This window comes from Halomonas sp. AOP27-A1-41 (genome assembly GCF_052378605.1).
GTDB classification, from domain to species: Bacteria; Pseudomonadota; Gammaproteobacteria; order Pseudomonadales; family Halomonadaceae; genus Vreelandella; species Vreelandella citrativorans.
Map to the genome: position 1 here is coordinate 59700 of NZ_JBQSXT010000012.1, position 15086 is coordinate 74785.

Genomic DNA, 15086 nt, shown 5'->3' on the forward strand with positions numbered 1-15086 from the left:
GCCCTAACGGTGGTTGTTACGCCAGCTGTAGTGAAAGCTGCTAACTACGCCGCATCATTAAAAGCGTTTAATGCATCAACCAGCATTGAGCACTCTTCAAACCACAGGTCGGCGGGCCACTGCTGATAATCATCCTCTTCACTGATATAACCATATCCGACCGCAACGGCTGTCATGCCAGCGGCTTTCGCTGCTTGCATATCACGTACGTGGTCGCCGACATACCAGCACTGTTCCGGCGCGACGCCCAAACGACGGGCCGCTTCCCACAAAGGTTCCGGGTCGGGCTTCTTAACACTCAGGTCATCGGCACACAGCAACGCACCGGGCTCCAGCGCTAATGCGGCGAGTAAAGGCTCGGCATAGCGGCGCGGCTTATTGGTGACAATCCCCCAGGGCCGTTGATTTCCGTGCCATTCAATAAGCCATTGGTCAAGCGGGATAAATACTTGGCTATGCACCGCTACGGCTTGTTCATAGGCATCGAGCAGAAACTGGCGGGCGGTATCATGGCCTGGGGCTTTGTGATCAAGATCCAACGCCAAGGTGACTAGCGCGCTCCCCCCATTGGAAACCTGACGACGAATCTGCTCGTAGGCCAGGGGCGCCAGCCCGTGGTGGGCGCGTAGGGCGTTTGTTGCTTGAGCAAGATCGGGCGCGGTATCCACCAGGGTTCCGTCAAGATCAAACAGAATGGCAAGCGGTGGCGTTGTTGGCATCTATTGACTCACTTTGCGGCAATACATCATGTAGTTTACAGAGACATCGTCAGCCACTAAGCGGTAGCGACGAGTAAGAGGGTTGTAGGTCAGCCCTGTTTGCTCACGTACTTCCAAGCCCACTTGGCGGGACCATGCCGCCATTTCAGACGGACGAATAAATTTGGCATAGTCGTGGGTGCCGCGGGGCAGTAGCCTAAGGACATATTCGGCGCCTAATATCGCAAATGCGTAGGATTTTGGCGTACGGTTGAGCGTTGAAAAAAACACATAGCCGCCAGGGCGTACCAACGCACAGCAGGCCCGAATCACTGAGGCGGGGTCAGGTACATGCTCCAGCATTTCCATGCAGGTAATGACATCAAAATGCCCCGGGGTTTGAGCAGCCAACGCTTCAACACTAATATTTTGGTAGTCAACGGACACGCCGCTCTCTTCTGCATGCAGCCTGGCAACGCCAAGCGGCGCTTCGCCAAGATCAATGCCCGTTACCTTGGCACCACGATGTGCCATGGACTCACTCAGGATACCGCCTCCGCAGCCCACATCCAGCACCTGTTTTCCGGCTAAACCGGCGCGTGCGTCAATAAAATTCAGACGCAGGGGGTTTATCTCATGTAGCGGCTTGAATTCACTCTTTGGGTCCCACCAGCGGCTAGCAAGTGCTTCAAATTTAGCAACTTCCGCTGCATCGACGTTGCCTTGGTAGCGATCAGCAGTGCTATCCTGAGGTGTCGCTTGCATGTGTTGACTCCCATCGTCAGTCAGCAATGGATAGTGTTTTCCTATCCAGCCTGGTTATTAGCATCAAGTGCGAGTGGCATCCACTCAATCATTCAGTATTATGGACATTCTAACCACTCCCAGGTCAGAACGCATGAAAAGGACCATTGTATGAATCTTATGGCTATATTTTCTCGCTTTTCCGCCGTACAAGGAGTTCGGTAAATGCGAGTATTTCTTTACGGCAGTGAACTAAGTGCGGTGACAGCAGCGTCCGCATTAGCCTGGGTAGGTCATCAAGTAGAGTGGTTACCTCATCAGAGTGCGCCCTGGACGGTTCTTTCGCAGGTGGATTGGCTGCGCAGTGAGCCGGAGCTAATGCCGCATATCGAGCAGGGACTGGCCGATGGCACGTTAGTACTGATTGATGATGTATCACAGGCGTCTTCGGCTGATGTTGTCTGGCTTGCACTTTCGCCAAGCCAGCGTAACGACGCCAGCACACTGCTTCAACAGTCGGAACTATGTCTGCAGCAAGGTGCCGTGTTAATTAATAACTCTACGTTTCCGGTCGGCGAAACGGAGCGCTTGGATGATTTAATGAGAGGCCAACATAGCAGCGTGGCCTTGCCTGATACGCTTGAAGAAGGGCGTGCCTGGGCGTCGTTTACTCGCCCCACGCGTTGGCTGCTTGGATGTGATGATGCCCACGGAGAGCACGTTGCACGCGAGCTTTTACGCGCATTCAATCGCCGCCAAGAAGTTTTCCAGCCCATGCCGCGCAGGGCGGCAGAGCTTACCAAGCTTGCCATCAATGGCATGCTGGCCACACGAATTAGCTACATGAATGAAATTGCCGGTTTAGCCGATACACTAGGCGTGGATGTTGAGCATGTTCGCCAAGGTATGGGGGCCGACACACGTATCGGTTTTGAGTATTTGTATCCCGGCTGTGGTTTTGGTGGCCCCAACTTTTCGCGGGACTTAATGCGCCTGGCAGATGTTCAGTCAAAAAGCGGCCGTTACTCCGCGTTGCTTGAACAGGTCATGGACATTAATGAGCAGAAAAAAGAGACGCTGTTCCGTAAACTTTGGGCCCATTTTGAAGGCGAGTTAGCGGGTAAAACGATCGCTATTTGGGGGGCCGCGTTCAAGCCTGGCACAGCACGTATCGACCATGCGCCGGTATTGACGCTTTTAGACGCTTTGTGGGCACAAGGTGTAAAGGTAAAGCTTCATGATCCCGCCGCTACTAGCGCATTACATCAGCTTGTTGGGCAGCGCGATGACCTTCAAACATTTGATCAAGACCCATATCAGGCGTGTGAAGGTGCCGATGCGCTAATGCTGGTTACGGAGTGGAAGTCATACTGGAACCCGGACTGGCATCGACTTGCAGGGCTACTCAGCGCTAAGCTGGTGTTAGATGGTCGAAATATTTACGACCCTACATTTGTTGCCAACTGCGGCTTAAAGTACCGTGGTATTGGTCGTCGTGCCGACCCTACGTCTTTTTGAGAAAATGCCATGCCTAATCCGACGCCTTCCCAACGTATTGTTCCCGATGTAGGCCAAAGCTTAACGGCTCAGCATCTGCGCCACCGAAAAGGGCCTCTCGTATGGCCCTTATGGCTTGGAATGCTCTTGTTCTGTGTGCTACTCGCAGGCGCCGCTGTCGTGCTGTGGTTTGAGCGCGAGCGTTTATTAACCGAACTCCACCGCGTCAGTGGCGAGGTCTCTAACGTTCATGCTCGGTTGGACTCAGGTGATACTGATGTGCAGGATACAATTGCGCTAGTGCAGGCTCAGATGACAACGCTGTTCCAAGAGCAGGAGCAGCTGTCTGTTGCGTTAATCAATACGCGTGAAGAGCTCTATGGTGCGCTGACAGATGACGAAGAGCGCCCATCCAATGAGATGATAACGTCGTTTAATCAGCGCCTTTCCCAGTACCAAGAGCAGGCTGCCTTACGTGATCGCCGCTTGGCAGCGTTTAGCACCTCCCTGGATGCGCTGGAACAGGCGGGCATATCCGGTCGGCAGAACCTTGTTGAAGAGGTTAATCATTTGGAGCAAACCACCGCTCAGCAGCTCACGTCACTGGAAGAGCAGGTCAATCAGTTAAACCAAACAGTAACAGGGCCGTTGGAAGAGAAAATCGCTGCTTTGAGCGAGCGCTTTAATCAATTGGACACTCAGCTAAATACGCTACAGTTAGACTCATCCTCTCCAAGTGATGAAATTGCGGCATTTGAAGAGCAGTGGACTCAGCGTTTGTCTACCCTTGAAAGTGATATACGGCAAATTCGCCAGGCCCAACTCGCTTTTAGTGCCCAAATAGAAATGCTTAGATAGTAGTAGTGGAACAGGCTATAACCGCCAACAAAAGAGTTTGTTAGGGAGTTTATTGTATGGGAAGACAGTGGCGTTGGCTTTCAGCTACTCGGATGGCTTGTTTGATTGCGCTCCCTCTGAGTTTTGCCTATGTTCCATCAGTTTTGGCGTTAACGGCTACTATTAACGGGGTTGACGGCGACGTTGAAGATAATATCAGCGCCTATTTAGAGAGCATTGATGAAGAACTATATACCCAAACTCGTTTAGAGGGTGAGATACGTAGCCGTACAAGAGTGGCAATGCGTGTCTATGGTTATTATGAGCCCACCGTTGAGGTTCAAATTGACCCTGCCGTTGTACTCAATATTGATTCTGGTCCTCGAGTCGAAATTCAGGAGCTTGCGATTAATGTTGATGGCGATGCCAAAGATGATCCTACGTTTAAAGACGCCCTGGATAGCTTTCCCTTAAAAGTAGGCGACCCGTTAGTTCAGCCGCCCTGGGATCAATTGCGTTCGCAATTTTCGGGGTTAGCTATCGAACGTGGCTACTTTGATTGGGCTTTTACCAAACGGCGTATGGAAGTGCGCCCTTATTTACGAAGTGCGCGCCTCTATATGGATTTTGATAGCGGCCCACGCTTTCGGTTTGGTGAAACCAATATCACAGGGAGCCACATTGTTCTTGATCGCCTGCATAACATGCAGACGTATGAGAATAACGATCCCTATCTCACGGAGTCGCTTGCTACTTATACGCAGCGCTTGGTTGAAACCGGTTGGTTTCGATCCGTTTCGATTCGCCCTCGTTTGACAACGGCCCAAGAGCTGGTTGTTGCGCCTCCTGAGGGGGGAGCCTCGCCTTGGTGGGAGTCAGCCACAGCTTCCCAGCCGAAGCGCCCGCGGATTAGTAGTGCGGCACTGGCGAGCGTACTGACTATCAATAAAAATGACGATATTCGTTTGCCTATTGATGTGAACGTTGATCCTGCGAACCGTCACCAGTTTGAGGTGGGTATCGGTTATGCGACAGATGTAGGCCCCCGTTTACGCTTTAGCTGGCACCAGCCATGGGTTAATAGTTTAGGTCACAGCCTGGATCATGACCTTTATCTTTCTGCGCCGGAACAGCGTTTTACCGGTGTGTACAACGTTCCCCTTGAAGACCCGCTCCGCGATAGCTATCGATTGCAGTACGGGGTTCGCAATATTGATAATAGCGATACCCGGTCGATGCAAGGCTCTGTTGAGCTGGCTCGTCGTTGGCAATTTGACAACGACTGGATCCAGTCGGTGTATTTTCGAACAACGTATGAAGACTTTACCCAAGGGGGAGAGGCAGACAAAGTCTGGCTCTTTTATCCAGGCATCCAGTGGTCCCGAACGCGGACACGGCCACAGCGATTCCCTCTTTGGGGCGACCGTCAGCAGCTCTCGATTGAGTATTCCGACACAGTGTGGGGATCAGACGCCCAGTTTTTGCGTTTAACCGGTGATACCGAATTTATCCGCACTATCAACAATGATAATCGCTTTTTAGCACGGCTAAGCATTGGCGCTATCGAAACAGATGATTTTTCCAAAATTCCACCCTCGCTGCGTTTTTTCGCAGGGGGCGATCGCAGCGTGCGCGGATACTCCTATGAGAGCCTGTCGCCACGAAACGACGAGGGACGCTTGCAGGGCGGGCGTCAAATGATTACCTCGACGCTTGAATATCAACGTCGTGTTAGGGGCGACTGGTGGGCGGCGACGTTCGTGGATACCGGTGATGCGTTCGATAACTGGGGGCCACACGATTTAAAAACCGGCGCCGGGGTGGGTGTCCGCTGGGTATCGCCGGTAGGACCAATTCGCCTTGATGTAGCGCACCCCTTCGATAACGACGATGCATATCGTGTGCATTTCTCCATCGGCCCGGAATTCTAGGAGTACGCTTTGTCCCAGGTTGAATCTTCTACTTCTACGACGCGCCAACCATACTCATCCCGACACCGGGCGTGGTTATTGATCTGGAGCCTTATACGGCTGGCTATTGTTCTGCCACTTTGGTTATTTGGGTTAGTCGCACTGCTACTGGGTACGGCATTATCACCTTGGGGGACTGATTTTTTATTCTCACAAGGGGAAAAGCGAGGATACTTTTCTTACGAGCAACAAGACGGCGCATTACTGGAACAATTTACGTTAAAAGGCTTTCATCTTGATCTAGGTAACCTAACGATCGGCATTGCTGACCTTGAGATTGCCTGGGCCGATGATTGCCTCCTCTCTGGACGACTCTGCCTGGATACATTGCACGCTGATGGATTAAATGTGCGCTTGAGTGCAGATGACACGCCTGAAGAGCCACAAGCGTCGGGCGAGCCTTTCCGGCTACATCTGCCATTTCCTATCGAGCTGCGCTCGGTGGTTGTCAATAATAGCAATGTGCAGCTTGCGGATGGTACGCGTATCCAATGGGCATCATTTGAATCATCTGCTAGTGCCGCGTGGAGCAACGTTGATTTAGCGCCAACACATCTTGATCAGTTGACCATTTATTTACCGCCCTCAGCGGGTGTTCAGCTTACGCAGGGTGCTCAAACCTCACTAACGGCTGAGGGCATTGACGGCGCCATTGCCGTGGCCACGCCTCAGCCTCAAGAGGATGCCTTACCTGCTCCGTCGCCCGAGCAACGCTTGGCTGACGGAGAGCGTATTGAGCTGCCTGAGATCGCTTTACCTGTCGATATAAGCGTGAGCGACCTGACAGTAACCGATGTTCAACTGACAGGTGCCTTTGAATATACTGTCGAGCGCTTGCAGTTAGCGGGTAGCACGAAGGAAAGTAAGGTAGATATCACATCTTTTGATGTGGTGACCAAGGATGTTGAAGCCACTCTTGTAGGCAATGTGGGCTTAACCGGTAGTTATCCGCTGGAAGCGCAGTTAAATGCCGAGCTGTTTTTACCCGAACTTTATCCAGAATTAAGGGGGGAAAAACTGGCTCTTACGCTGTCCGGTCCGCTAAACAATCTACAGGCTGAGCTTAGTGCCTCAGAGGTGGTAACCGCATCCCTTGCAGTAAGCGTAGATGCATTAGCACCCGACGTACCTTTCCATGCGCGGCTACAAAGCGACCGGTTGCAATGGCCTTTGGTAGAGGAAACGCCGCCAGCGGGCGAGAGTGCTCTTGAGCCTTATGTGATTGAAGCCGTTGACCTTACGGTAGAGGGCAGTCTTGAGGCTTACCGCACCGAGATTAGCCTACGCGCGCAGGGCCCTCAGTTACCACCGACTCAGGTAACACTTACTGGCGATGGAGACGTTGGCCATTACCAGTGGCAGCCTTTAGTTCTGCAACTGGGGGAAAACACGCTGCGTAGCGAGGGGCATGTCGATTGGTCAACACCCGATTTATCCTTCCAGGCGCGTGTACAAAGTGAACGACTGCAATGGCCCTTGGTAGACGAACCTGCGGCCGACGGCGTGCACGCTACTCAACCGTATGTGGCTGAGGCGGTCGACCTGACGGTGGAAGGCAGCATGGAGGCTTACCATGCGGAGGTTAGCCTTGAGGCGCATGGCCCTGAGTTGCCTCGCGCCAGCGTTACACTGACAGGCGATGGCGATGCTAATCATTTCCGTTGGGAGCCGCTGGTTCTTCAGGTAGAAGAAAGCAGGCTGCGCAGCGAAGGGCGTATCCACTGGTTAGCGCCGCTAACGGTCGATGCACAGGTCTGGTTGGATCAATTTAATCCCGGCAATTTTGTTGACCAAATGGAAGGTAGCTTAACCGGCGATATTGATCTCAACGTGCGCCAGCTAGACGATGTATGGTCGGTTAACGTGGCAAACATCGATATTGAAGGCAAGCTTCGCGATTATCCCTTGACCTTGCAGGCGGCACTGGATGCTAACAGTAATCTGGAAATCGATATTCATCAACTTCAGTTCGCTCAGGGCAACAACCGGCTTCACGCGTCAGGCCAGCTAAGCGAGCGAGCAATGTCCTTGAAGGCTGATATTGACCTGAGTGAACTCAATACGCTCTCGCCTGAGTTGGGCGGTACATTGACGGGTAACCTGCAGGCCGGAGGTAGTTTTGAGCAACCTACTCTTGTTGCTGACTTGTCAGGCAGTGATCTGCGCTTCACCGACAGCCTCGTGGAGCAACTCTCGCTTAACGCTAATGTGCGGGGGCTTGAGGATCCAAGACTTGATGTTCAGCTAGGCTTGAAAGAAATTTTTGCAGGCGGGCAGGATCTTGAGGCCGTTGACCTGAACCTAACTGGCCGACTTTCTCAGCACCAGCTTGAAGCGACTGTGCAAGGTCAACCAGAGAGTCCATTAAGCCGTGTGGTAGTGGCGTTGAATGGTCGCTTTGATCAACAGCGCCAAGTCTACCAAGGCCGTTTGACACCGCTGGAAATTGATTCCGAGGCGGGCACTATTCGCCTGGAGGAACCCTTGGACCTAAGCTACAACCTCGCCAATGGTCAAGCGCGTCTCTCCGCGTTTTGTTTGCGCCGTGAGGAAGGCGGGCTGGTGTGCTCTGAAGAGCCGATTAACGCCTCGGCTAACCAGGGCCGTGCGGTGGTAAGCGTACGCGAAGTACCTATGGAAATGCTCGAGCCTTTCCTGCCTGAAGAGTGGACGTTTGAGGGTGATACAACGGCCGATATGGTTGTTGACTGGCGTCAAGGTGGAGCGCGCTGGCAGGCTGATGTAGAACTGCTAAGCAATCTCGCCATTACCGCTGTTAACGACTATGGTCAGCCGGTTCAGCTTCCTGCTATTGACCTCAATGTTCAGGTGCAGGCGAATCAAGCGCAAGCGGACGCCAACATCGTACTCTCGTTTTCTGAGGCGGGAGACCTAACCCTGGATCTTACCCTCGATGATCCGATGGGTCGGGGCACGCTAGAAGGCGATCTACGCGCGAATAAACTGTTGCTTGAACCTTATCTACCCATGGCCATCGGCTTAGACCGTCTTGAAGGCGAGTTTGATGGGCGGGTGCTCATTGGCGGAACCACAAGCCAGCCAGATTTACAGGGTGCGTTAGCGTTGCGCAACCTGCATGTTCATGGGCCAGGTATCCCTGTTGACGTCCGTGATGGCGAACTTACGCTTTTATTTGATGGAGAGCAGGGGAATATCAATGGGTTTGTGGAAGCCGAAAAAGGTCGGCTTAACATTACCGGCGACAGCTATTGGCCAGCGCTAGATGATTGGCGTATCGGTGTCGATCTTGAAGCCGTTCAGGAGCCCGTCCTTCTGGTGCTGCCCCAATTTGGTCGTATAGAAGTCGCCCCGGATATTCGGGTACGTGTTACACCCGAGCATTTACAGGTGCGCGGTAATGTTAATTTACCGTGGTCCCGGCTTGTTATTGGTGCCAGATCCTCGTCCGCTATTGAGCCAAGCCCTGATGAGGTCGTCATTACTGAGCGCGACGACCGCATGGCAGAAGAGGCCGCGCTAAGGGCCGCGGCAAATGGGGGGATTAGCAATTCGGAGGAGCTAGGCCAAACGGGCATGACGCTTGATGTATTGATTGACCTGACGCTAGGTCGCGATATGCATATTTCCGCTTATGGTCTGGAATCCGATTTGGGCGGGACACTTCAAGTTCGCCAGGATAGCGGTGGACTTCAGCTTTTTGGGGATGTAAACCTGGTTGACGGGCGTTTCCAGGCCTTTGGGCAAGACTTGCTGGTTCGCCGTGGCCGACTACTGTTTAGTGGTCCACCATCGCTTCCCACACTGGACTTTGAAGCAATACGTAATCCTGATAGAACAGAAGATAACGTTATTGCTGGGGTCCGCGTGACTGGAAGTGCTGTCGAGCCTAACGTAAGGATTTTCTCAGAGCCTTCCATGAGTGAAACACAAGCGCTTTCCTACTTACTGCGCGGGCGTAGTCAGGATTCCGGTGGTGGGATGGACAGCGCACTGACAACCGCGTTGATCGGAATGTCGCTAGGCCGTGTAGGGGGGGCTGTCGGCTCTATTGGTCAATCGTTTGGCATTGATGACCTAGCGCTGGATACAACCGGCGCCGGGGATGAAAGTCAGGTTGCCCTTAGCGGTCAGCTGACCGAAGACATTAGAATTAGCTATGGTGTGGGAATTTTCTCACCCATTGCAGAACTAACCGTTCGCTATACGCTATGGCGTAACTTATACGTGCAGGCTGTATCGGGTACTAATCAGGCGATCGATTTGATTTATACTTTTACTCGCCAAGGCAACCCAGTGATTCAGCACGAAACGAATAGAGAGTGATATGACACGATTAACCGAGAACTATGTTCATACTATTAGCGGACACTCGCTACAAGCGCAGTATCCTGAGGGTTATCAGGAAATCGTTCTGGGAATGGGGTGCTTTTGGGGTGTCGAGCGGCTCTTTTGGCAGCAACCAGGCGTATACGTGACTGCCGCAGGCTATGCGGGTGGCCAAACGCCTGACCCCGATTATGATGCACTCTGCTCGGGGCGGACCGGGCACGCTGAAGTGGTTCGCGTGGTGTACGACCCCAGCAAGACCGATATTGACACCTTGCTCCAGATATTTTGGGAGCAACACGACCCAACCCAAGGCAATCGGCAGGGAAATGACATAGGCTCGCAGTATCGTTCTGCTATCTATACAACCACCGATGAACAGCTGCAGGCGGCTGAGCAGAGTGCCAAAGCGTACCAAAAGGCGTTAGAGGCGGCAGGTAAAGGTACTGTTACCACCGAGATAAAGCCGCTGGATACTTTCTATTTTGCAGAAGCGTACCATCAGCAATATCTGGACAAAAACCCTAACGGATACTGTGGCTTAAAAGGGACAGGGGTAACATGCCCCATTGGCGGGTAGGTAACGCGGTATTAGCAGGCAAAGGCGACTATTGCTTCGGGCAATAGTCGCCTGGGGCTTAATCGGTTGGCTGCACTCGATCAATGCGGTAAAGCGTTTCTACCTGATCCAGCCCAGTGACGGTGCATTTAAGGTCTTTAACACGACCATCGCTTAAGCCGTAGACCCAGCCATGTACTGAAATATTCTGGCCGCTTTGCCAGGCGCGTTGCAAGATTTTAGTGCGACATAAGCTTTTAACCTGTGCTTTAACATTAAGCTCACACATACGGTCAATTTGCTCATCCAACGGAAGGTGATCAAGCGAGTGGCGATGGTGGTTATATTGCTCACGGACGGAGTGCAGCCAGTAATCAACGACACCGCACTCACCCCCCGTCACTGCCGCTCTAATACCGCCACAGCCGTAGTGCCCCACAATCATGATGTGGCTCACGTTAAGGACATCGACCGCATACTGCACAACAGAGAGCGCATTCATGTCGGTGTGATGTAAAAGGTTGGCGACATTGCGGTGAACAAATACTTCGCCCGGTGGCAATGAAATAATCTGATTAGCGGGAACCCGGCTATCAGAACAGCCTATCCATAAATAATCAGGGTTTTGCTGATTAGACAGGCGCTTAAAATACTCGGGATCCTCTTCGCACATGCGTTCAGCCCAGGCACGATTATTTTCGAGGAGCGTCGCAATAGGGTCAGACATTGAGTCTCCGTATCGTTACATCGTCAGGTTAAGGCGAAATCAAGCAAGCGATGAAGGTTTTAACCTTCATCGCGACTAAGGTCAATAAGCATGTGCCGTCGGTTTCTTAACGCGCATGCCAATTTTTAGGAGCAAATAATGGTAGCCGATTCTGAGTATCAATATGACTTATTAGTGATTGGCGCAGGTTCAGGGGGCGTTCGCGCTGCACGCATGGCTGCAGCAACGGGTGCCAACGTCGCTATTGTGGAAGACCGCTATCTCGGGGGGACTTGTGTCAACGTAGGCTGCGTACCCAAGAAACTTTATGCCTATGCCGCACATTTTCATGACAGTTTTGATGACGCTGCAGGTTTTGGCTGGCAGCTATCCGAGCCGGCCACCTTTGACTGGGCCACATTGCGAGACAATAAAACAAGTGAAATTAAGCGTTTAAACAATATTTACCAACGCATGCTGGAAGGAGCAGACGTCACCCTGCTTAGCGCTCGCGGTCGACTGGTCGATGCGCATACGGTGGCGTTAGAAGATGAAAACGGCGTTACTCACGTGAGCGCAAAAAAAATACTATTGGCCACCGGTGGCTGGCCATGGGTGCCTGACTTCCCGGGTAATGAGCATGCGCTGGACTCTAACCAGGTGTTTGACCTGGACGAATTTCCCAAGCGTTTTATGGTCCTGGGCGGCGGGTACATCGCCGTTGAGTTTGCGAGTATTTTTAATGGCCTGGGCAGCGAAACGCATTTGATTTATCGTGGCGATCTATTTTTGAAACCCTTTGATCATGAAGTGCGTGAATTCACTCGTAAGGAAATGGATAAAAAAGGTGTCAATCTCCATTTCAACGCCAATATAGAGCGTATTGAAGCCATTGAATCCGGTTACAACGTTCATCTGACGACCGGCGAGACGTTAGAGGTAGACGCTGTACTGGCAGCAACAGGGCGTAAAGCCAATATTCAGGGCCTGGGCCTTGAAGAGCTGAGTATTCAGTTGGATGGCAACGGCAAAATTCCGGTTAACGCACATTATGAAACACTGGTCCCATCTGTGTTAGCGCTTGGAGATCTAACGGCTGGTCCAGAGCTCACTCCAGTGGCGCTGGCTGAAGCCATGCAGTTGGTGGATTATCATTTCAAAGACACCACGCCGACACGGCTTGATTTCACTACGGTGCCTACCGCGGTTTTTTGTCAGCCCAATATTGGCACGGTTGGCTTAAGCGAGGAGGGCGCCCGCCAAAAGTTTACCAACATTCGGGTTTACTCCACGGAGTTCCGGGCGATGAAGCACACCTTGTCGGGAAGCCAGGAGCGCACGTTGATGAAGCTTATTGTTGATGATGCAACGGATATTGTCGTCGGAGCGCACATGGTAGGCGAAGAGGCCGGGGAGATTATTCAAGGCATTGCCATCGCCGTTAGAGCTGGTCTTACCAAACAGGATTTTGATCTCACCGTTGGTATTCATCCAACCGGTGCTGAAGAGTTTGTCACCATGCGGACCGTTACTCGGCAATAACCTGCCAGCAGCTTCCTAATGTGCAGTACATCAAGCGAGCCAGTGGCTCGCTTTTTTAATATCACCGTTTTTTAAAAGTTGGACTAAACTCATATTTTTATTTCGCCAGTGGCGATGTCAGTATTAAAAAACCAAGCCTAATATAACCATAAATTATGGAAAACAGGGTGGTGGATAATATGGCTTTTGAATTGCTAATAATCAGCTGTTATAATGATGCTCAAATTCGCTACAGCGAAGCATAACCATGAATACGCCAATGCAACCTTTTACCCCTTCATCTGAGCTCGCACGACCCACCGTTGCCGACGCGGTCGTTGGGTTTTCAGAAGCGCCTCTCTATATCCGAAAGCCAAATGCAGAGGACGGTTGGGGAATATACGAGCTGGTAAAAGCGTGTCCTCCTCTGGACGTTAACTCTGCTTACGCTTACTTGCTGTTAGCCACCCAATTTCGTGATACCTGCGCTGTTGCCACCAACGAAGAGGGCGAAATAGTCGGATTTGTGTCTGGCTATGTAAAAGACAATGCCCCCGATACCTATTTCTTATGGCAAGTAGCCGTAGGTGAAAAAGCACGCGGTACAGGGCTTGCCCGCCGCCTTGTTGAAGCCATTCTTTCTCGCCCTGAACTCGCCGATGTTCACCACCTGGAAACCACTATTACACCTGACAACCTGGCTTCCTGGGGACTGTTTCGACGTTTAGCCACTCGCTGGCATGCGCCGTTAAATAGCCGTGAATATTTCTCTACCGAACAGCTTGGTGGGGAGCATGACCCAGAGAACCTGGTTCGCATCGGCCCATTCCAAACTGATCACATCTGATTTTTCTTTTTCTATCCGTATTGCCTCGATGCTCTCGACATCTCTCGGCTTAACGATGACACAAGGAGGTCGCCAATGAAGACCCAATCGCTTGAACGTATGGAATCTAATGTTCGTACCTATTCACGTTCATTTCCCGTTGTGTTTACCAAAGCGCAAAATGCTCGTTTAACCGACGAAAACGGTCGCGAATATATCGACTTTTTGGCGGGTGCCGGAACGCTTAACTACGGCCATAACAACCCGCATCTCAAGCAAGCCATGATTGACTACCTGTCTAGCGACGGTATTGTCCACGGTCTGGATATGTGGACGGCAGCTAAACGGGAATATCTCGAAACACTCGAAGAACTCATCTTTAAACCGCGTGGGCTGGATTATAAAGTTCATCTGCCTGGCCCGACCGGGACGAATGCAGTTGAAGCGGCTATTCGTTTGGCACGCGTAGCCAAAGGTCGCCACAATATTGTGACGTTCACTAACGGTTTCCACGGTGTGACCATGGGGGCGTTGGCCACCACCGGCAACCGTAAATTCCGTGAAGCAACCGGCGGCATTCCGACGCAAGGGGCAAGCTTTTTACCCTATGATGGCTATATGGGAGAGCATGCCGATACGCTTGATTACTTTGAAAAATTACTGGGCGACCAGTCAGGCGGCTTGGATATTCCCGCAGGGGTTATTGTTGAAACCGTGCAAGGCGAGGGCGGTATCAACGTAGCAGGCTTGGACTGGTTAAAACGGCTTGAAAGTATTTGCCGTGAACACGATATTTTACTCATCGTGGACGATATCCAGGCAGGCTGTGGCCGTACCGGCAAGTTCTTCAGTTTTGAACACGCCGGCATCAAGCCGGACATCGTCACTAACTCGAAGTCACTGTCTGGCTTTGGCTTGCCCTTTGCTCATGTATTGATTCGTCCAGAGCTGGACGTGTGGAAACCTGGCCAATATAACGGCACCTTCCGTGGCTTTAACCTTGCCATGGTAACGGCGACTGCCGCGCTTAAAAAATACTGGGCAAACGATACGTTTGAGCGCGACGTACAACGCAAAGCCCGCATCGTTGAAGAGCGTTTCCAGAAGCTAGCGGCGCTGTTGACTGAAAATGGTATCCCAGCTACCGAGCGCGGCCGCGGCCTGATGCGTGGTATCGACGTTGTTTCGGGTGACATCGCCGACAAGATTACCAGCGAAGCGTTTGCAAACGGCTTGATTATTGAGACAAGCGGCCAAGGCGGCGAAGTCGTTAAATGCCTCTGTCCGTTAACGATTAGCGACGAAGATCTGCTTGAAGCGCTGGATATTCTGGAAGCGGCTGTCAACACGGTTATCAACGGATAACCTGACGTTACTTTGGGTAGTTAACGAACCTTAACGATAAACTCAACGGCTGGTA

General features: G+C 52.0%; 11 protein-coding genes. 8 read left to right on the forward strand and 3 right to left on the reverse strand.

Going from position 1 to position 15086, the window contains the following annotated elements; translation table 11 throughout:
• Positions 1–44: 44 nt before the first annotated feature.
• A complete protein-coding gene (locus ACT3TC_RS09780) occupies positions 45–719 on the reverse strand; it encodes an HAD family hydrolase (RefSeq protein ID WP_193053545.1) in 675 nt (224 codons plus the stop codon).
• The gene (gene ubiG / locus ACT3TC_RS09785; RefSeq protein ID WP_444639870.1) at positions 720–1463 is read right to left on the reverse strand and encodes a bifunctional 2-polyprenyl-6-hydroxyphenol methylase/3-demethylubiquinol 3-O-methyltransferase UbiG; all 744 of its coding nucleotides are present in this window, start codon (positions 1461–1463) and stop codon (positions 720–722) included.
• A gap of 204 nt (positions 1464–1667) precedes the next feature.
• On the opposite strand from ubiG, the gene ACT3TC_RS09790 reads away from it, so the two are divergent.
• From ACT3TC_RS09790 to msrA, 5 genes are read left to right on the forward strand one after another with little or no spacing between them, the layout of a single operon-like run.
• Positions 1668–2960 carry a nucleotide sugar dehydrogenase gene (locus ACT3TC_RS09790; RefSeq protein ID WP_444639871.1) on the forward strand — a complete coding sequence of 431 codons (1293 nt, stop codon included), beginning with the start codon at positions 1668–1670 and terminating at the stop codon, positions 2958–2960.
• Positions 2961–2969: 9 nt separating this feature from the next.
• Positions 2970–3797, forward strand: a complete 828-nt coding sequence (locus ACT3TC_RS09795) for a hypothetical protein (RefSeq protein ID WP_444639873.1) — start codon at positions 2970–2972, stop codon at positions 3795–3797.
• Between the two features lie 56 nt (positions 3798–3853).
• Positions 3854–5707, forward strand: coding sequence for an autotransporter assembly complex protein TamA (tamA, locus tag ACT3TC_RS09800; RefSeq protein WP_444639874.1), 1854 nt, complete (start codon positions 3854–3856; stop codon positions 5705–5707).
• A 9-nt stretch (positions 5708–5716) separates the two neighbouring features.
• Complete coding sequence (tamB, locus tag ACT3TC_RS09805) at positions 5717–10051, forward strand: autotransporter assembly complex protein TamB (RefSeq protein WP_444639875.1); 4335 nt, start codon at positions 5717–5719, stop codon at positions 10049–10051.
• Between the two features lies 1 nt (position 10052).
• Positions 10053–10634 carry a peptide-methionine (S)-S-oxide reductase MsrA gene (gene msrA / locus ACT3TC_RS09810; RefSeq protein WP_444639877.1) on the forward strand — a complete coding sequence of 194 codons (582 nt, stop codon included), beginning with the start codon at positions 10053–10055 and terminating at the stop codon, positions 10632–10634.
• A gap of 58 nt (positions 10635–10692) precedes the next feature.
• Here msrA and can read toward each other — a convergent pair whose 3' ends face one another.
• Complete coding sequence (can, locus tag ACT3TC_RS09815; protein WP_087105449.1) at positions 10693–11340, reverse strand: carbonate dehydratase; 648 nt, start codon at positions 11338–11340, stop codon at positions 10693–10695.
• 138 nt (positions 11341–11478) lie between these two features.
• Between can and gorA the strand changes: the two genes are divergently transcribed.
• The 3 genes from gorA (at position 11479) to ectB (ending at position 15031) form a co-directional block, all read left to right on the forward strand.
• The gene (gene gorA, locus ACT3TC_RS09820) at positions 11479–12861 is read left to right on the forward strand and encodes a glutathione-disulfide reductase (protein WP_444639878.1); all 1383 of its coding nucleotides are present in this window, start codon (positions 11479–11481) and stop codon (positions 12859–12861) included.
• 247 nt (positions 12862–13108) lie between these two features.
• The gene (gene ectA / locus ACT3TC_RS09825; RefSeq protein WP_172116622.1) at positions 13109–13687 is read left to right on the forward strand and encodes a diaminobutyrate acetyltransferase; all 579 of its coding nucleotides are present in this window, start codon (positions 13109–13111) and stop codon (positions 13685–13687) included.
• 75 nt (positions 13688–13762) lie between these two features.
• The gene (gene ectB, locus ACT3TC_RS09830; RefSeq protein WP_444621647.1) at positions 13763–15031 is read left to right on the forward strand and encodes a diaminobutyrate--2-oxoglutarate transaminase; all 1269 of its coding nucleotides are present in this window, start codon (positions 13763–13765) and stop codon (positions 15029–15031) included.
• Positions 15032–15086 lie beyond the last annotated feature (55 nt).